The 18,894-nt window shown below is 66.7% G+C and carries 16 protein-coding genes; 5 read left to right on the top strand and 11 right to left on the bottom strand.

The window, feature by feature from the left end:
* The first annotated feature begins 8 nt into the window (after positions 1-8).
* Entirely contained in the window at positions 9-2,483 is a 2,475-nt protein-coding gene (locus C5F44_RS06615; protein ID WP_107672736.1) for a penicillin acylase family protein, read from the top strand.
* Here the strand turns inward: C5F44_RS06615 and hflX are convergent, their stop codons facing one another.
* The 9 genes from hflX to dusB all read right to left on the bottom strand — a co-directional run bounded on the left by hflX (position 2,484) and on the right by dusB (position 14,394).
* Positions 2,484-3,782 (bottom strand): GTPase HflX, encoded by a 1,299-nt coding sequence (gene hflX, locus C5F44_RS06610; RefSeq protein ID WP_412917533.1) that lies wholly within the window; start codon positions 3,780-3,782, stop codon positions 2,484-2,486.
* A gap of 35 nt (positions 3,783-3,817) precedes the next feature.
* Positions 3,818-4,051 carry an RNA chaperone Hfq gene (gene hfq, locus C5F44_RS06605; RefSeq protein ID WP_107672734.1) on the bottom strand — a complete coding sequence of 78 codons (234 nt, stop codon included), beginning with the start codon at positions 4,049-4,051 and terminating at the stop codon, positions 3,818-3,820.
* A gap of 144 nt (positions 4,052-4,195) precedes the next feature.
* Entirely contained in the window at positions 4,196-5,734 is a 1,539-nt protein-coding gene (locus C5F44_RS06600; protein ID WP_107672733.1) for a TrkH family potassium uptake protein, read from the bottom strand.
* Between the two features lie 4 nt (positions 5,735-5,738).
* Positions 5,739-7,118 carry a Trk system potassium transporter TrkA gene (gene trkA, locus C5F44_RS06595; protein ID WP_107672732.1) on the bottom strand — a complete coding sequence of 460 codons (1,380 nt, stop codon included), beginning with the start codon at positions 7,116-7,118 and terminating at the stop codon, positions 5,739-5,741.
* 75 nt (positions 7,119-7,193) lie between these two features.
* Positions 7,194-8,606: a nitrogen assimilation response regulator NtrX gene (gene ntrX, locus C5F44_RS06590; protein WP_107672731.1), complete on the bottom strand. Its 1,413-nt coding sequence runs from the start codon at positions 8,604-8,606 to the stop codon at positions 7,194-7,196.
* Complete coding sequence (locus tag C5F44_RS06585) at positions 8,603-10,888, bottom strand: sensor histidine kinase NtrY-like (RefSeq protein WP_107672903.1); 2,286 nt, start codon at positions 10,886-10,888, stop codon at positions 8,603-8,605. Before C5F44_RS06585 ends, ntrX begins: the two co-directional genes overlap by 4 nt.
* 63 nt (positions 10,889-10,951) lie before the next feature.
* Positions 10,952-12,319, bottom strand: coding sequence for a response regulator (locus tag C5F44_RS06580; protein ID WP_107672730.1), 1,368 nt, complete (start codon positions 12,317-12,319; stop codon positions 10,952-10,954).
* Positions 12,320-12,322: 3 nt separating this feature from the next.
* Complete coding sequence (locus C5F44_RS06575; protein ID WP_107672729.1) at positions 12,323-13,420, bottom strand: two-component system sensor histidine kinase NtrB; 1,098 nt, start codon at positions 13,418-13,420, stop codon at positions 12,323-12,325.
* Entirely contained in the window at positions 13,417-14,394 is a 978-nt protein-coding gene (dusB, locus tag C5F44_RS06570; RefSeq protein WP_107672728.1) for a tRNA dihydrouridine synthase DusB, read from the bottom strand. The genes C5F44_RS06575 and dusB overlap by 4 nt, the downstream gene beginning before the upstream one ends.
* A 194-nt stretch (positions 14,395-14,588) precedes the next feature.
* Between dusB and C5F44_RS06565 the strand changes: the two genes are divergently transcribed.
* The 3 genes from C5F44_RS06565 to C5F44_RS06555 are packed head-to-tail and all read left to right on the top strand — an operon-like array spanning position 14,589 to position 16,665.
* Positions 14,589-15,713, top strand: coding sequence for a bifunctional 2-C-methyl-D-erythritol 4-phosphate cytidylyltransferase/2-C-methyl-D-erythritol 2,4-cyclodiphosphate synthase (locus C5F44_RS06565; RefSeq protein WP_107672902.1), 1,125 nt, complete (start codon positions 14,589-14,591; stop codon positions 15,711-15,713).
* Entirely contained in the window at positions 15,710-16,201 is a 492-nt protein-coding gene (locus C5F44_RS06560; protein ID WP_107672727.1) for a phosphatidylglycerophosphatase A family protein, read from the top strand. The genes C5F44_RS06565 and C5F44_RS06560 overlap by 4 nt, the downstream gene beginning before the upstream one ends.
* Positions 16,177-16,665 carry a CinA family protein gene (locus C5F44_RS06555; RefSeq protein WP_412917531.1) on the top strand — a complete coding sequence of 163 codons (489 nt, stop codon included), beginning with the start codon at positions 16,177-16,179 and terminating at the stop codon, positions 16,663-16,665. The genes C5F44_RS06560 and C5F44_RS06555 overlap by 25 nt, the downstream gene beginning before the upstream one ends.
* A gap of 18 nt (positions 16,666-16,683) precedes the next feature.
* Here the strand turns inward: C5F44_RS06555 and C5F44_RS06550 are convergent, their stop codons facing one another.
* Both C5F44_RS06550 and C5F44_RS06545 read right to left on the bottom strand, forming a co-directional pair.
* A complete protein-coding gene (locus C5F44_RS06550) occupies positions 16,684-17,613 on the bottom strand; it encodes a CE1 family esterase (protein WP_107672726.1) in 930 nt (309 codons plus the stop codon).
* Between the two features lie 73 nt (positions 17,614-17,686).
* Positions 17,687-18,139 (bottom strand): type II toxin-antitoxin system RatA family toxin, encoded by a 453-nt coding sequence (locus C5F44_RS06545; RefSeq protein WP_107672725.1) that lies wholly within the window; start codon positions 18,137-18,139, stop codon positions 17,687-17,689.
* 199 nt (positions 18,140-18,338) lie between these two features.
* On the opposite strand from C5F44_RS06545, the gene hpt reads away from it, so the two are divergent.
* Entirely contained in the window at positions 18,339-18,890 is a 552-nt protein-coding gene (gene hpt, locus C5F44_RS06540) for a hypoxanthine phosphoribosyltransferase (RefSeq protein WP_107672724.1), read from the top strand.
* Positions 18,891-18,894: the final 4 nt, after the last annotated feature.

Here is an 18,894-nt window from a genome sequence, read left to right as displayed (position 1 = left end):
GGGCCCCGATGTACACGCTGTTCCGCTGGCTTGTCCGCCTGTTGACCGCCGCCGCCGTTCTGGGCGGCGTGGGCCTTCTGCTGCTTTACTGGTTCCTGTCGCGGTCACTGGTCGATTACGACGAGGATTTTACCGTCAAAGGCATCACCGCCCCGGTCGAAGTGGTGCGCAACAACGACAGCGTGCCGCATATCTTCGGCAAGAGTGACGAGGATGTCTATTTCGCGCTTGGCTTCGTTCATGCGCAGGACAGGCTTTGGCAGATGACGATGCTGCGCCGCACCGCGCAGGGGCGGCTTTCGGAACTGTTCGGCTCTGCCACGCTGGGCGTGGATGAACTGATGCGTCGGCTGGACCTCTACACCCTGTCGCTGGACAGCGTGGCGGCGCAAGATCCCAAGACTCTGGCCGCGCTTCAGGCCTATTCGGCCGGCGTCAATGCCTGGATCGAACAGGTGAACTCGGGCGCCCGTGGCCGGGGGGCGCCTGAATTCTGGATGTTCGAACCCGAGATTTCCGCCTGGGCCCCGGCCGATTCCATTGCCATCCTGAAGCTGATGGCGCTGCAACTGTCCGGCCATGCCGAGGCCGAGGTGCTGCGTGCGCGCCTGTCGATGATCCTGTCGGCGGACCGGCTGGCCGACATCCTGCCGGAAGACCCGGGCAAGGGCGTGGCCGCCCTGCCCGACTATGCCGCGCTTGTGCCCGGCGCCCTGCCCGACAGCAAGCCGCTGGATTTCGCGCTTGGCCCGTTCTCGCCCCTGCCGCCGCTGGGCATGGCGGGCGCCTCGAACGCCTGGGCCGCCGCGCCGTCGCGCTCGGCCGCGGGGGCCGCCCTTCTGGCCAGCGATCCGCACCTTGGCTTTACCGCGCCGACGATCTGGTATCTGGCGCGGCTGGAACTGACCACCGGCGGCGTGATCGGCGGCACCATTCCCGGCGTTCCCGCCGTGCTGGTCGGGCGCAGCGACCAGATGGGCTGGGGCCTGACCACGGCCTATCTCGACGATCAGGATCTGGTGATCGAGAAGCTGAACCCCGACAACCCCGAGGAATACCTGCGCCCCGATGGCAGCTATGCCCGTTTCGACAGCCGGCAAAGCATTGTCACCGTCAAGGACGGCACACCACTGACCCTGACGCTGCGCTGGTCCGACCACGGCCCGATCCTGTCCGGCAAGCAGTTCGAGGTGGGCACCGTCACGCCCCCCGGCCATGTCGCGGCGCTGTCCTGGACGGCACTGTCGGGCGCGGACACGACCATGACCGCCGCGCTGCGGCTGATGTCATCGCAAAACGTGGCCGAGGCCATCGAGGCGGGCCGGCTGCAGATCGCGCCGGCGCAGAACCTGATGCTGGCCGGCCCCGATGGCATTGCCCTTCAGGTGATCGGCCAGATGCCGGCCCGCGATGCCGCCCACCCGACGCAGGGCCGGATGCCCGCGCCGGGCTGGCTGCCGGCCACCGGCTTCAAGGGCAGCTTCCCCTATGAAGACAACCCGCGCTTCTTGAACCCGCCCTCGGGCCTGCTGGGCAATACCAACAACAAGACGGTGGACCGCCCGTTCCCCGACCATCTCAGCTTCCTCTGGGGCGATACGCAGCGCATCCAGCGCTGGCTGACGCTGATGAAATCGCGCGAGGTGCATACCCGCGAAAGTTTCATCGAGGCGCAGCTTGATACGGTCGATCCCACCTCGCGCGCCCTGCTGCCGCTGATCGGCGCCGATCTGTGGTTCACGGGCGACCCCGCCCCCGAAGGCACGCCGGAACGGTTCCGCCAGCGCGCGCTGATGCTGCTGGCCGAATGGAACGGCGAGATGAACGAGCATCTGCCCGAACCGCTGATCGCGGATGCCTGGATTCGCGCCCTGATGGACCGGCTGATCCGCGATGAGCTTGGCCCGATGGCCGACAGTTTCACCCACCCCGACCCGGTGTTCATCGAACGGGTGTTCCGCAATGTGAACGGCGCCTCGGTCTGGTGCGACGTGATCCAGTCTGCGGCGGTCGAGACCTGCACCGATCTGGCCCGCATCGCGCTGGATGAGGCGCTGTTGCGGTTGCAGGAAAAATGGGGGCCGAACCTGGAAAGCTGGCGCTGGGGCGATGCCCACCAGGCCACGCATGACCACCCGGTTCTGGGTCAGGTGCCCCTGCTGCGGCATTTCGTGAACATCCGCCAATCCACCAGCGGCGGCGACGATACGCTGATGCGCGGCCGCACCGCCGGCACCGGCGACAACCCGTTCCTGAACGTGCATGGCGCGGGCTATCGCGGCGTCTATGATTTCGCCGACCCGGATTCTTCGGTCTTCATCACCGCGACCGGCCAGTCGGGCCATCCCCTCAGCCGCCATTACGACGATCTGGGAGAGTTGTGGCGGCGTGGCGAGTATATCCCCATGAGCCTTGACCCCGCGCTGGCGCGGGCGGCGGCCCTTGGGGTGATGGTGCTGACCCCCGCCCCGGCGGCTGACTGATCAGGCCTCGCGCCAGCGCTTCTGCTGGCGCGCGGTCCAGCGCACGGTCACATCCCATCCGGTTTCGGTATCGGCTTCCGACACCACCACCGCCTGATCGTGCAGCCAGGCCCGACGGCGGCCGTCGGCAAAGCCAAGGTGAAGCGTCACCTCGGTCTTTTCCTCTTCGAACGACTGCGAGATGCGGTCCAGGAGCGCGTCGATCCCTTCGCCCGTCAGCGCCGAAACCGGCAGCACATCGGACCGCTGGGCCGATTGCGCCACCAGCGCCTCGCGGTCCGAGGGACCGACCAGATCCAGCTTGTTCCAGACCTCGATCTGCGGGGTGGCCGAGGTCACGCCAAGGCTGGCCAGAATATCGGCCACATCGGCGGCCTGTTCGGCGGTTTCGGGGTGGCTGATGTCGCGGACATGGCAGATCAGATCGGCCGACAGCACCTCTTCCAGCGTGGCGCGGAAGGCGGCCACCAGTTGCGTCGGCAAGTCGCTGATGAACCCCACCGTATCGGACAGGATGATCTTGCGGCCAGAGGGCAGCACCACGCCGCGCATCGTGGGGTCAAGCGTGGCGAACAGCATGTCCTTGGCCATGACCGAGGCGCCGGTGATCCGGTTGAACAGCGTCGATTTGCCGGCATTGGTATAGCCGACCAGCGCGACAATCGGGAACGGCACCTTGGCCCGCGCGGCCCGGTGCAACTCGCGTGTCTTGACCACCCGTTCCAACTGGCGCTTCAGCCGCACCACCTGATCGTCAATGGCGCGGCGGTCGGATTCGATCTGGGTTTCCCCCGGACCGCCGACAAAGCCAAAGCCGCCCCGCTGACGTTCAAGGTGGGTCCAGGCCCGCACAAGGCGGGACCGCTGATAGGACAGCGCCGCCAGTTCCACCTGCAACACACCTTCGCGGGTGCGGGCGCGGTCGGCAAAGATTTCAAGGATCAGGCTGGTCCGGTCCAGAAGTTTGACGCCCCAGTCCTTTTCCAGATTGCGCTGCTGCACCGGCGTCACCGGCCCGTCTACCAGCACCAGCTCAATGCCTTCGGCCTTGAAACGGGTCTTCAGCTCTTCCAGCTTGCCGGTCCCGAACAGCGTGCCCGGCGCCACCTTGGACAGCCGCACGACTTCGGACCCGACCACCTCGATCGCGGGCAGCGCCATGGCCAGAGACACCGCTTCCGCCAGCCCGTGTTCGGGCAGGCGGCGGGTGTTGCGGGCCTTCAGGTCGGGGTGCAGCACCCAGGCACGGGTGGGCCGCGCCGCCGTTTCATAGGCGTCGATTCCGCCGTCTTCGAACAGCGGATCGTCGTCGTCATCTTCGGGAAGGTCGGAAATCAGTCTTCACCTTCATAAAGGCTGATCGGCGCACCCGGCATGATGGTGGAGATCGCGTGCTTGTAGACAAGCTGGGATTGACCGTCACGGCGCAACAGCACGCAGAAATTGTCAAACCAGGTAATCACGCCCTGCAACTTGACGCCGTTGATCAGGAAGATCGTTACCGGAACCTTGGCCTTGCGGACGTGATTGAGAAACGCGTCCTGCAGGTTTTGCTTGTCGCCAGCCATTGTTGTTTTGCCTTGCGCGATGGCCGCGTTTTGTCGCGGCACGGTTGAAGTTTCTGGCCGGAAAGGCCGCGGTATCCGCAGGCCCTGCGAATGAAAGCAGTATTAGCTGCGAATCGCGCAGATTCCAGCCCGAAAATCAGGCCGTTACATGTGGAATTGCGCCTTGCCCCGCCAGCCCCCCGGTGCAACCAGCGCGATAAGCGCCAAAGTCTCCAGCCGGCCCACGACCATGGTCACGCCCAGCACGATCTTTTCGGCATTGCTCAGCACCGCATAGGACAGCGGCTCGGCCGTGGCGACCTGGATCAGCGGGCCGGTTGTGGTCAGCGCCGAAATGCCCAGGACCAGCGCCGGCTGAAAGGCCTGGCCGGTCAGCGTCAGCACCGCGGTCACAAGGCCGATGGACAGCGCGAACAGCATGAAGAAGACCCAGGCCATATAGGCGCCTTCCCCGCGCAGCCGCCGCCCTTCGGCGCCCTGCCCGCCCACCGAATTGGGGTGGATGATCCGCTCCAGCTCGCGCTCGCCCTGCCGCAGCAGCGCATAGACCCGCAAGAGCTTGACCCCGCCCGCCGTGGTGGCGACCCCGCCGCCGACAATTGCCAGCCCCAGCAGCATCAGACCCGGCGCCCCCAGCCCGGCCCAGTCGCGCGCCGATGACCAGTAGGCGGATTCGTAGCCGGTGGTTGTCAGGAACGACAAGGCGGTGAACATCGCCCCCCACAGCGCACGGGCAATGCCGGTGGCCGTGGCCATTTCGCGCGGCGCCTCGACCTCGGACATCAGGTGCCGTGTCATCAGGACCAGCACCACGACCGCCGTCAGGAAGGCCGCCAGCCGAAGCTCGGGGTCGTGCCAGATCTTGCGGTCCGACAGCCCCACCCCCGGCACCGGCATCAGCCGCCGGCTGAGGGCAAAGACCAGAAATCCAAGGATCAGCACCTCGCCCGCCAGCCCCGACCCGGTGACCGACAGCCCGATCCCCGCCGAGACGCCCGAGGTGGACAGCGTGCCCATGGCATGGGTCAGCGCCAGCAGGCCATCCTCACCCGCGATCAGCAGCGCCACCCACAGCGCCAGCGTCAGCCCGGCATAGACCGGCAGGATCGCCATCGCATAGCGGCTGAGACGCAGCGCCGGGTCGGCAACGCGGGTGATCTGCGTCGCGCCATGCGCGCCGCGCCCCGGCACCCGGCCGGAAATCACCTCGGCCCCGCCCAGATTCAGCGGCGCCAGAATCGCATAGGCCGCCAGCAGGATGAAATAGCCGCCCAGCCAGGACACCAGCGCCCGCCACAGATGCACCGAAGGTGGCAGCCGGCCCGGTTCATAGACCGATGACCCGGTGGTGGTGAAACAGGTCATCATCTCGAACCAGGCGTTGATCAGGCTGGTGTCGCGCACCGCCCAGACCACGGGCAACGCCATCGCCACCGGCAGCACGACATAGGCCCCGACCAGCGCCGCCAGTTGCGCCCGCGCCGCATTGCGCGGCCGCCAATGCGCGGTGGCCAGCCCCAGCATCACCGTCAGCACGGCCAGCATCAGCGCGGCATAGAAGAACGCCCGCGCCGTTCGCATGTCACCCAGAATCAGCGCATGGCCCGACGGCAGCAACGCCACCAGCGCCGTGCCGCCCAGCAGGACGACCAGCAACGGCAATGCGGTCAGCCGGGCCAGCATCGCGTCAGAAGAAGTCGATCGAGACCAGCAACAGCCGCTCGACCTCGGTCACGTCCTTGGCCATCGCGAACAGCGCGATCACGTCGCCCGCCTCGATCCGCAGATCGCCGGTCGGCTTCAGCACCTTGTCGCCGGATTTCATCACCGCGCCGACCAGCACACCTTCGGGAAATTCGACATCGCGGATCAGCTTGCCCGCCAGCGGCGAGGTGGACATCACCTGCGCCTCGATCAGCTCGGCCTCGGCATCGCCGATGGCATAGACATGCCGCACCCGCCCGTGCCGGATGTGCCGCAGGATCGACGACACCGTGGTCGCGCGGGGGTTGATGTAGGCGTCAATGTCCAGCGGCGCCATCAGCGGCGCCAGCGTCGGATCGTTCACCAGCGCAATCGCCATCGGGCAGCCTGCCTGCTTGGCCCGGACCGAGACCAGAAGGTTGGTCTTGTCATCATCCGTCACCGCCAGCACCGCGTCGGCGCGGTCAATGGCGGCTTCCATCAGCAGGTCCATGTCCATGCCGTCGCCGTTCAGCACGATGGTCCGCTCCAGCGCATCGGCGGCGCGTTCGGCGGTGGGGCGGTCCTTCTCGATGATCTTGGTCCGCACGCGGGCACTGCGCTTTTCCAGCGCGATGGCCACGCCAAGGCCCACATTGCCCGCCCCGATGATAACCAGGCGTTCCTGCTTCTTGTTCTTCTTGCCAAAGATTTCCAGGCAGCGGTTCACGTCTTCGGAATGGGTGAAGACATAGATCTGGTCCTCGGCCAGCAACTGGTCGCCCGGTTCGGGTGCGAAAAGCCGCCCCTCGCGCCGCACGCCCACGACAATGGCCCGCAGGGTGGAAAACAGTTCGTTCAACTGCCGCAGGGGCGTGTTCAGCACCGGGCAATCTTCGGTCAACTGGATGCCCAGAAGCTGCGCCCGCCCGCCCATGAACACTTCGGTGTCAAAGGTCGCCGGGGCCGCCAGCCGTTGCAGCGCGGCCTCGGCCACCTCATGCTCGGGGCTGATCACCACGTCGATCGCCAGCCGGTCCTGCGTGTAAAGGTCGCTGTAGGCGTCCGACAGATAGCTTTGCGCCCGCACCCGCGCGATCTTGCGGGTGACGTTGAACACCGCCTGCGCGATCTGGCAGGTCACCATGTTCACTTCGTCGGAATGGGTCGCGGCGATGATCATGTCGGCATCGCGCGCCCCGGCCTTTTCCAGCACATCCGGGTGGCTGGCAAACCCCACAACACCCTGAACGTCCAGCGTTTCCGTCGCCCGGCGCACCAGATCGGCGTTCACGTCAACCACGGTGACATCGTTCTTTTCGCCCGAAAGCTGGCGCGCGATCTGCCAGCCCACCTGTCCCGCGCCGCAGATGATCACCTTCATCAGATACCCCGGTCGGTTCCACGTCGGGCCTGAATGTCACGTCCATGCCAGCGGGTCAATCGGCGCAGCCTGCCGTCACTCATCGCCGCCAAGGTCATCGTCGCCCTCGCCCGTCTCGCCGCGATAGCCGCGGGACGAGGTGACAACCCCCAGCGATTTCAGCTTGCGGTGCAGCGCGCTGCGCTCCATCCCGACAAAGCCCGCGGTGCGGCTGATGTTGCCGCCGAAGCGGTTGATCTGGGTCAGCAGGTATTCGCGTTCGAACAGCTCGCGCGCCTCGCGCAGGGGCAGCGTGGCGATCTGCCCGCCCAGAACCATGCCCTCGCCCGAACCGCTGTGCTGCTCTGGCCCGGGCAATTCGCGCGCCTCGATGGCGCCGCCGCTTTCGCCCAGGATCAGCACCCGCTCGATCACATTGCGCAACTGGCGGATGTTGCCGGGCCAGGCCATGGTCTGCAGGGTCGCCTCGGCTTCCTGGCTGAGGGCGCGCGCCGGCAGGCCCTGGCTGCGGTGGAACCAGTCGATGAAATGCCGCGCCAGTTCGGGAATGTCCTCGCGGCGCTCTGACAGCGACGGCACCGCAATCGGCACCACGTTCAGTCGGTCGTACAGCTCCTGCCGGAAGCGCCCGGCCCGGATTTCCCCCGGCAGATCGCGCGTGGTGGACGAGATCACCCGCAGATCGACCCGCACCTTGTCAGCCCCGCCCGCGCGGGTGAACTGCTGTTCGGTCAGCACCCGCAGGATCTTGGACTGGGTGCCCAGCGGCATGTCGCCCACTTCGTCGAAATAGACCACGCCGCCATGCGCCTGTTCCAGCAGGCCCGGTTCCACCCCGCGATCCGGGGTTTCGCGCCCGAACAGCACCTCTTCCATCCGCTCCGGCTCGATCGTGGCCGACGAGACGCTGATGAACGGGGCCGCGGCCCGGTTCGAATTGGAATGAATGAAGCGGGCCGCCATTTCCTTGCCCGATCCGGGCTGCCCGGTCAGCATGACCCGGCCGTTCGACTTGGTGACCTTTTCCAGTTGCGATTTCAGCCCCTTGAAGGCGGCAGAGCTGCCGACCATCTCGGCCGAGCTGACATCGCGGCGGCGCAGTTCGTGGTTTTCCCGGCGCAGGCGGCTGGTTTCCATCGCCCGCGTCACCACCACGATCAACTGGTCGATGTTGAACGGTTTTTCGATGAAGTCATAGGCGCCCTGCTTGATGGCGGCGACAGCGATTTCAATATTGCCATGCCCCGAGATGATGATGACGGGAATGTCCGGGTTGTCGCGCTTGACGGTCTTGAGAATGTCGATCCCGTCCATCCGGCTGTCCTTGAGCCAGATGTCCAGGATCATCAGCGCCGGCGGGTCGGCGTTGATCTCGGTCATGCAGTCATCGGAATTGCCGGCAAGACGGACGAGATAGCCTTCGTCGCGAAGGATGTCGCCGATCAGTTCACGGATGTCCTTTTCATCGTCGACGATAAGGATGCTCATGCTGCGGTTCCCCCTTGGGCCGGCGATTGCGGCCCGATGTTGCGGCCCATGCGGCGCTTGGCAAGGCGCGGAAGCCGGATCTCGGCCAGCGCGCCGGCATGGGCATTGCCTTCGAACAGGGGCGCGTCCAGCAACGCCAGCGTGCCGCCATGTTCTTCGATGATCTTCTTGACGATGGGCAGGCCAAGGCCGGTGCCCTTGGCGCGCGTGGTGACATAGGGTTCGAACAGCCGCGCCCGGTCGGGCGGCAGGCCGATGCCGTTGTCGGCGATGCGGATCACGCTTTCGATGTCATCCGAGGTCAGGCTGATCCTGATTTCGGGCGCGATGTCCTGCAATGAATTCTTTTCCTTAAAGGAGTCAATCGCCTCCCCAGCGTTCTTGATCAGGTTTGTCAGCGCCTGCCCGATCATGGCGGCATCCAGATCCATCGTCACCGGCCCCTCGGGGATCTCGGTCACGAAGCGCACATCCGGCTGGCCGGCCACTTGCAGGGTGACGGCATCGCGCAGGATCTGCACCAGATTGCTTTCGCGCCGGTCCGGTTCGGGCATCCGGGCGAATTTGGAGAATTCATCAACTATGCGGCGCAAGTCATTGGTCTGGCGAACGATAACGTCGGTCAACTGTTCCAGGTCTTCGGGGTCGCGCACCTGGGTCAGGAACTTGCGCTTCAGCCGTTCGGCCGACAGGGCAATCGGCGTCAGCGGGTTCTTGATCTCATGCGCGATGCGCCGCGCCACATCGCCCCAGGCCGCCATGCGCTGCGCGGTGACCAGATCGGTCACATCGTCAAAGGCCACCACATAGCCTTCCAGCCGGCCGCTGTCGCTGCGCCGCACGCTCATCCGCACCAGCAGGCTTTCCAGCTTGCCCCGACGCGTCAGCTTCACCTCTTCCTGCACCCCCGCGCCGCCCTCGTCCTTGAGCCGCGCGAACAGCGGTTCAAACTCGGGCACGGCACTGGCCATGGTCACGCCATGCAATTCGCCCGTGATGTCCAGCAGGCCTTCGGCGGCGCGGTTGATGAAATCGACCTGCCCGTTGGCATCCAGACCAATCACCCCGGCCGTCACGTTCGACAGCACCGAATCGAACAGCCGCCGCCGCCGTTCGGTCTGGCGGTTGCTTTCCATCAGCGCCTCGCGCTGGCCCTTCAACTGCCGCGTCATCTGGTTGAACAGCCGGCCCAGCATGGCGATTTCGTCATCGCCTTCTTCCTCGCGGACCTGCACATCCAGATCGCCCGCCCCAACCTGCTGCGCCGCCCCCGCCAGCCGCCCCACCGGGCGCGACAGCCGTTCCGCGAACCACAGGCCCAGCCAGATTGCCGCCAGGATCAGGATCAGCGCGAAGCCCAGATAGATCAGCCCGAAATTCAGCAGCAGCTTGCCCCGGTCGCTTTCAAGCTGGCTGTAAAGCCGCACCGTTTCCTTGGTTTCATCCAGCAGCGACAGGATTGACCCGTCCACATCGCGGCTGACGTAAAGATAGCGGTCGGGATAGGCCTCCAGATGCACCAGCGCCCGGAATTCGTTGTTCGGCCAGTCCTCGATCATCACCGTCTCGCCGGTGCGGGCGCGGGCCAGTTGTTCGGGCGTCACGGTTTCAAAGCCGAACAGGTAAGACCGATCGCCGCGCGTCTTCAGCGTGCCGGTTCCGTCAATCAGATAGGCCTCTTTCAGCCCGCGCTGAATGGCATCCTGCCCCTGGCTCAGCAGCGGACGCAACTGATCGTCCCGCAGGAAAAAGGTCTTCTGCTTGGCAAGGTTCAGATAGGATGCCAGCGCATGCGCATCCTGCATCAGGTCTTCGCGCTGTTCGCCCTCATAGGCTTCGGCGGCGGCCAGTGACGACCCGACGACCGAGCGCACCCGGTCGGAAAACCAGCCCTCAAGCCCCAGGTTGACCGACAAGACCGCAAAGACCGCGACCAGCACGGTGGGCACCAGCGCCACCCCGGCAAACACGCCCGACAGCCGCAGGTGCAGCCGCGATCCGGCCGACTGGCTGCGCCGGTCGGCCACTAGCCGCGCCACGCGGTACAGCACCAGCGCCGCCACCAGCAGAACATAGACCAGATCGGCCAGCAGAATCAGCCGCAGTTGCGGCGTTGTCGCGCCCTGATTGAACGGCCCCAGCGCCAGGAAGGTGGCCACCACCAGCACGGGGCCAAGAAACACCAGGCCCAGAGTCGTTGCCGTCTGCACACGCTTCTGGCGCCGCAGCCTTGACAATCTGGACCAGACATCCCGGTGAAGGGCGCGTTCTGAAGGGCTCATGACCTGCAACATCTTGTGGCGTTCGGGCATTGCGACCCGTGTGCCACGCTTGATGTTGCGGTTTTACATCAGCTTGCGCCGCCGTGTCACGCGGATATCGAGGTCGGTGATCTTCTTGCGCAAGGTATTGCGATTGATCCCCAGCAGATCGGCGCATTTCGCCTGATTTCCGCCCGTGGCATCCAGCGCAATCTCGATCAGCGGCGTCTCCACTTCCTTCAGGATGCGCTGATAGACGCCCGGAGGCGGCAGTTGCCCGCCGTGCAGATCGAAGTAGCGTTTCAGGTGCCGCGCCACGCTGGCCGACAGCTTTTCCCCCTCCAGCGCCGATTTCACAGGCTCGGCCGGCGGCAACTGGCCCAGAACCTGCGCCACCTCGGCCTTGGTGATTTCGGCGTCGCTGGCCGTCACCGCCAGCCGGCGCAGGGCATTTTCCAATTGCCGCACATTGCCGGGCCAAGCATGGGCGCGCACCATCTCGCGCGCCTCGGCCGAAAGCCGCCGCCCGGTGCCCAGGTCGCGTTCGGCCCGGCCAAGGAAATGGTCGGCCAAAAGCGGAATATCCTCGACCCGTTCACGCAAGCTGGGCATGTGCAGCGTCACGCCGGCCAGCCGGAAATACAGATCCTGCCGGAAGCTGCCCGCCTCGATCTTCTGGCTCAGGTCGGCCTGGCTGGTGGCGATCACCCGCGGCGCGCTGTCGCCCGGCAGATCCAGCAGCCGCACGGCGCGGGCCTGCGTATCGTCGTCGTAATCGGCCACCTCGTCAAAGACCAGCGTGCCGCCGCGTGCCCGCGCGATCAGGTTCGACGGGCCTTCCATCCCTTGCAGGTCAGCCGCCTGCACCACCACGAAAGGCATGTTGCGGCGGTCGCTGAAATCATGGATCGCGCGGGCCAGCAGGCTTTTGCCGGTGCCGGATTCGCCGGTGATCAGCACCGGCAGGTCGGTGTTCATCACCCGCGCCACCAGCCGGTACAGCGCCTGCATCCCCGGGGCCCGGCCCACCAGCGGCAGGTCTTCCGACGGCTCGCGCAGCGGCTGCACCGCCACTTGCGGCGCGCGGCGGCGCTGGTCCAGCGCGCGGGCCGACCGTTTCATCAGGTCGGGCAGGTCAAAGGGTTTTGGCAGATAGTCGAAGGCTTCCGCCTCGGCCGCCTGAATGGCCGTCATGATGGTGTTCTGCGCCGAAATCACGATCACCGGCAGGCCGGGCCGCATCCGGCCGATCCGCGGCAGCGCGTCCAGTCCGTTGCCATCGGGCATGATCACGTCGGATATGACCAGATCACCCTTCCCTTCCTCGACCCACCGCATCAGCGTCATCAGGCTGCCGGTCGCGTGCACCTTGCAGCCGGCGCGCGTCAGCGCCTGGGTCAGCACCGTGCGGATGGTGCGGTCATCGTCGGCGACAAGGATGGTGCCGTCCATGGCTTACAGGTCCTTCCGTTTGTCTTTCGGGGCGAGCGGCAGGGAAATGCGGAACGCGGTGCGTCCGGGCACAGATTCCACGCTGATCCAGCCGTCGTGGTCAGAGATGATCTTGGACACCAGCGCCAGCCCCAGGCCGGTGCCGTTCTCGCGGCCCGAAACGAAGGGCTCGAACACATCGCCGGCAATGTCGGGCGGCAGGCCGGGGCCATCGTCGATGATCTCGACATTCAGCGGCAGCGCGGCGGGCACGCCATCCTTGCGCCGCATCCGCAGGCTGATGTCATAGAAGGTGCGCAGCCGGATGGTGCCGCCCTTGCGCCCCGCCGCCTCGGCCGCGTTCTTGATCAGGTTCAGGAACACCTGCATCAACTGGTCGGGGTCGGCCCAGGTGGGCGGCAGCGAGGGATCGAAATCCTCGATGATCGTCATATGCGCGGCAAACCCCACCAGCGCCGAGCGGCGGGCGCGGTCCAGCGCGTCATGCACATTCACCGCGCGACGGTCCGGTGGCCGCAGGTTGCCGAACTGTTCGACCTGTTCCAGCAGTTTCACGATGCGCCGTGTTTCCTCGACGATCAGGTCGGTCATCTCGCGGTCTTCGGGCGTCAGCGACATCGACAGAAGCTGCGCCGCGCCCGCAATGCCCGCGAGCGGGTTCTTGATCTCATGCGCCAGCATCTCGGCCATGCCGATGGCCGATTTCGCCGCCGTCTTCGCCCCCATCGACCGGCCCAGCCTGTCGGCCAGTTCGCGGGGCGACAGGATCAGCAGCAGGATGCCGGGGTTGTCGTGCATCGGGGCCAGATGGATGGTGCATTGCACCGGGGCGCGTTCGCCGCTGGTCACGTCCACATCGTTGATGTTCAGCGCCGCCTGGTTCGACCGCGCCCGCGCCATCGCCTCTTCCATCGGGGCGTCGATCGCCAGCCGGTCCAGCACGGGCTGGCCCGCCAGAGCCCGCGCCGAGGTGTTCAGAAAGGCCTCGGCCGCCGGGTTGACCTCAAGCACCCGCCCCGCCTCGTTCACCAGCAGCGCCGGCAAGGGCAGCGAGGCCCAGACCACCCCCGGCACCGGATAGGGCGAGCGATAGGCGCTCATGCCGCCACCTCCATGTCATCGAAGGCCGCAAGGACCAGCCGGATCACCTCGGCCGGGTCGGTGGCGGTCAGGATCGCCTCGCGCGCCTGCGGCAGACCCGCTTCGTCCAGATACCAGCCCAGATGCTTGCGCGCGCAGCGCAGGCCCAGATCGCGGCCGTAAAAACCCAGCATGTCTTCGTAATGCGCCACGATCAGCGCGGCGCGGTCCGCCCCTTCGGGAATCGCCGGGGCCGGGGTGCCGTGCAGCGCATGGGCAATCTCTGCCAGCCGCCAGGGCGCGCCTTGCGCCCCGCGCCCCACCATCACGCCATCCGCACCGCTGGCCGCCAGCGCCTGCCGCGCGGTGTCCGCATCCACGATGTCGCCATTGGCGACAACCGGGATCGACACCGCGTCCTTCACCGCGCCAATCGCCGCCCAGTCGGCCCGGCCCTTGTAGAACTGGCAACGGGTGCGGCCGTGGATCACCACCATCCGCACACCCGCCGCTTCCGCCCGTTTCGCCAGTGCCGGCGCGTTCAGATCGCTGTCGTCCCAGCCCAGCCGGGTTTTCAGCGTGACCGGCACCTGCACCGCCGTCGCCACCGCCTCGATCAGCCGCAGCGCCAGATCCAGATCGCGCAGCAAGGCGCTGCCGCACAGGCCCGTGGTCACCCGCTTGGACGGGCATCCCATGTTGATGTCGATCACCTGCGCGCCCTGCCCTTCGCACCAGCGCGCGGCTTCCGCCATCAGCGCCGGTTCCCGGCCCGCAAGCTGCACGCTGGTCGCCACCTCGCCGAAGCCCAGTTCGGCCCGGGCCCGCGCTTCGGGCCGGGCGCGCAGCACCTCGTCGCTGGCGACCATCTCGCTGACCACCAGCCCGGCCCCGAACCGCCCCACCAGCCGGCGGAACGGCAGGTCGGTGATGCCGGCCAGCGGCGCCAGCAGCACCGGAGGGGAAACCGAAATCGGGCCAAGGGTCAGGGTCACGGGTGTTCTGTCCTGCAAGGGATGGGCCAAGCCTTAGCGCCCCGGGCGGCAAAGGTCCAAAGCGCGCGGAACAACCTTTGACTGAAAAACGTGCATTGCACAATAACTAGGCAGATATGCCTGCTTTCCCGCCACATTGTCAGCGCCGCGGGGCTGGCCTAGACAGGATGGGCACAACCGGGAAGCCTGCCGCCATGACCACCGCCGTACTTATCGTTGCCGCTGGCCGGGGAACTCGGGCCGGAGGCGAAATTCCGAAGCAGTGGCAACTGCTTCGCGGCAAGCCGGTGCTGGCCCATACGCTGGCCGCCTTTGCCGGGATGCGGATCGTGCTGGCCATCCACCCCGACGACCGCGCCCGCGCCGCAGCCCTTGCGCCGGACATCCCTCTGGTTGAAGGCGGCGCCACGCGGGCGCAATCGGTGAAAAACGCGCTTGAGGCGCTGGAAGGAACCGGCGTGACCAAGGTTCTGATCCATGACGGCGCCCGCCCGCTGGTCAGCCGCGCGCTGATCGCCCGGCTGGAGGCGGCGCTGGATGCCCACCCCGGCGCCGCCCCCGCGCTGGCGGTGACCGATGCGCTGTGGCGCGGCGAAGCGGGCCTTGTCTCGGGCACGCAGTCGCGCGATGGCCTTTACCGCGCGCAAACGCCGCAGGCCTTCCGTTTTGCCGAAATCCTTGCGGCGCACCGCGCCCATCCGGGCAATGCCGCCGATGATGTCGAAGTAGCGCGGGCCGCAGGACTTGACGTTGCCATCGTCGAGGGCGACGAGGACAATCTGAAACTCACCTTCCCCGGCGACTTTGCGCGCGCCGGGCGGCTTCTGGAGGGGCGGACCATGGATGTGCGGATGGGCAACGGCTATGACGTTCATGCCTTCACGGCGGGCGATCACGTCTGGCTTTGCGGCGTGAAGGTGCCGCATGACAAGGCGCTGCTGGGCCATTCCGACGCCGATGTCGGGATGCACGCCCTGACCGATGCGATCTATGGCGCCATGGCGATGGGCGACATCGGCCGCCACTTCCCCCCCAGCGACCCGCAATGGAAGGGCGCGGCCAGCCACATCTTCCTGGCCCATGCCGCGAACATGGTCCGCGAAAAGGGCTATGTGATTTCCAACTGCGACGTGACGCTGGTCTGCGAACGCCCGAAGATCGGCCCCCATGCCCATGCAATGCAACAGGAACTTGCCCGCATCATGGGGGTTGAGCCGGGCCGCGTCAGCGTCAAGGCCACCACCTCGGAACGGCTTGGCTTCACCGGCCGGGAAGAAGGCATCGCCTCCATCGCCACCTGCGTTCTGGTGCGCGCATGATGCGCACCATCGCCACCGTCTTCGGCATCGGCCGCCTGCGCCCGGCCCCGGGGACATGGGGCTCGGCCGCGGCCATTGTCGCGGGCGTGGCCATTGACCGGCTGTTCACCGTCTGGGGCCTGCTGGCCGCTTTCGTGATCGTCACCGCCCTTGGCTTCCGCGCCTGCGCCGCCGTCTGCGGCCCCGGCGAAGACCCCGCCGAGGTGGTGATTGATGAAGTGGCCGGTCAATGGCTGGCGCTGTTGTTCCCCGCCTTCGCCTTCTGGAACCGCGGCCTGACCGACTGGGCGCTGGACGCCTGGCCCGGCTGGGTGGCCGCTTTCCTGTTCTTCCGGCTGTTCGACATCTGGAAGCCCTGGCTGGTTGGCCGTGCCGACCGGCGGGGGGATGCGACAGGCGTGATGCTTGACGATCTCTGGGCGGGGCTGTTTGCTGGGTTGATGATCATGGTGACGGCAGGGATATGGCACGGCGTGATGGGATTGTGACGGCGGAAGAGGTGCTGGATCGCGCCCGCTACTGGGGTTTGCGCATCGCCACCGCCGAAAGCTGCACCGGGGGCATGGTCGCCGCCGCGCTGACCGATGTGGCCGGATCGTCCACGGTCTTTGATCGCGGCTATGTCACCTACTCCAACCTGTCCAAGATGCAGATGCTGGGCGTGCGGGAAGAAACGCTTGCCGCCAACGGCGCCGTTTCCGAACCCACCGCCCGCGAAATGGCCGAAGGCGCGCTGGCCCGCGCCGATGCCGGGCTTGTGGTGGCCATCACCGGCGTCGCCGGCCCCGGCTCAAGCGAGTTCAAGCCGGAAGGCCGGGTCTGCTTTGCGCTGGCCAAGGCCGGCCACATGACCCGGACCGAGACGGTGCATTATGGCGCCATCGGCCGGGCCAAGGTGCGCGCCGCCAGCACCGAACACGCGCTGGCGCTGCTGCTGGCCGCGATGGACTGACCGCAGACGGAACCGGCCTCAGCGCCAGCCGTCAAAGAACCGCAGCACTTCCTGCGTCGCGTCGATCTCGCGGGTCTTGCCGCTGTCCAGCCGTGCCTTCCGGCTTCCCGGCCAGACATGCTCGCCCCCTTCGACCGTCATCAGCCGCAGCCGCACCCTGCCGCCCGCCACCCAGTCCGTCACCTCGACCGCCGTTCCGTCGTCCTTGGCGTCGATGCGCCGTTTGGTCTGCGCCAAAGGCCCCGGTTGCGGCGCCAGAAACGCCTGCACCACCGATGCGACCGAGGCGAAATCGGTGCGCGTCAGGCTGCTGTCGCCCTGCCCGCCGGCATAGGGCACCCGGCTGTCGGCGGTGCCGTGCACGATCAGCGCCGGAACCGGCCCCCGGACGACCACCCGTCCGCTGTCCATCGTGCCCGAAACGCCGGCCACCGCCCGCACCAGCCGCGGGTTCCGCGCGGCAAAGGTTTCCGACATCATGGACCCGTTCGACATGCCGGTCAGGAACACCCGCCCGCCATCCAGCCCGTAGCGGGCCGTCACATCCGCGATCACCGCCTTGAGAAAGCCCTCGTCCGCCACGCCCTTGCGCGCGGCCGATCCGCAGCAATAACCGGCGTTCCAGGTCAGCAGCCGGTCGCCCTTGCGCCCGGTGCCGGCGGGAAACACCACCGCATATCCCTTGGCCGTGCCCGCCTTGGCCAGACCTGACGACCGCGTGAACTGCCCAGGGTCGCCCCCGCCGCCGTGCAGCGCCAGAATGACCGGCGCGCCCCGGGCCTGCGACGGCAGGTCCACCAGATACCAGCGGTCGCCCAGCTCCACCCGCTCGGTCCGCGCCAGGGCGGGCAGCGTCAGCGCGGCCAGGATCATTGCTGCCCAGACCAGCACCGAACGGGCCGTCTGTATCCGGGCAAGCCGGGCAAATGCGGGGTCAACTGCGGTCATTGCGGTCTCCGGTCAGCGGGCTGTTCCCGCTGAAACGCCACAACCGCAGGTTTCCGTCGCGCCGCGCGTGATGTCAGGCGGCGCGACCGTAGAGATCGGCCGCGCGGCGTTCAAAGGCGCGCACGATCCGCGTCATCGCCTCGTTGAAGACCACGCCGATGATGCCTTGCAGGATCGCGTTGCGGAATTCGAAATCCACGAAGAATTCAACCTCGCAGCCACCCGGCGCATCGCGAAATTCCCAGGTGGACCGCATGAAGCGGAACGGCCCGTCGATGTATTCCGTCAGGATGCGGCGATCCTCGGACAACAACTGCACCCGGCTGCCGAACCTTTCGCGGAACACCTTGAAGCTGATCACCAGATCGGCCTCCATCAGCTCGCCGCCCGGAATGGGGGTGCGCGACCGGATGCGCGCGGCGGAATTCCACGGCAGGAATTCGGGGTAACGTGCGACATCGGCCACCAGATCATACATCTGCTGGGCGGTGTAGGGCAGTCGCTTGGTTTCGTGATGGGTGGGCATCGGTCTGCGGCTGTAAGGCCCTTCCATGTGGCGCGTCTCTGCCCGGCGGTCAAGCGGCGCCAGCCGCGACGGGGGGCGACGAAAAGTCCGGCGCCCGAAGCCTTGCCCTTGCCACAGCGTCAGGCCGCCACGGTCAAGATCGCTCTCGAAACCCGGTTCGCTTGGCGCTAGGAAGGGTCGTCAAGCAGGGAAGCCCCAGATGCCCGACCGCCCCTATGTGATCGACCAGCTCATCAGTGCCAAGGCAATTGCCGCCCGGGTCGAGGCGCTGGCCCGCGAGATCACCGCCCATTACCGCGGCACCGACAAGCTGGTCGTCGTCGGCCTTCTGCGCGGCAGCTTCGTCTTCATCGCCGATCTGGTGCGCGAGATCGACCTTCCGGTCGAGGTGGATTTCCTGGAAGCCAGTTCCTACGGCGACGCGCTTCATTCGTCGCGCGAGGTGCGCATCCTGAAAGACCTGCGCGGCGAGATCGCCGGTCGCGATGTGCTGGTGGTGGAAGACATCGTTGATACCGGCTTCACCCTGCACCACGTCAAGAACATGCTGCTGTCGCGCGAACCCCGGCGGCTTGAGGTCTGCGCGCTGCTTGACAAGCCCTCGCGCCGCGAGGTGGCGATCAAGGCCACCTGGACCGGGTTCGAGATCCCCGATGAATTCGTCGTCGGCTATGGAATCGACTTCGCGCAGCGCAACCGCAACCTGCCCTATATCGGCAAGGTGCGCTTCACCGACACATCCGCAGGATAGGCCG

Source organism: Fuscovulum blasticum DSM 2131 (assembly GCF_003034965.1).
Taxonomy (GTDB): domain Bacteria; phylum Pseudomonadota; class Alphaproteobacteria; order Rhodobacterales; family Rhodobacteraceae; genus Pseudogemmobacter; species Pseudogemmobacter blasticus.
Note: the sequence above shows the minus strand (reverse complement) of the source record. Positions and strands in the feature narration are given on the sequence as shown.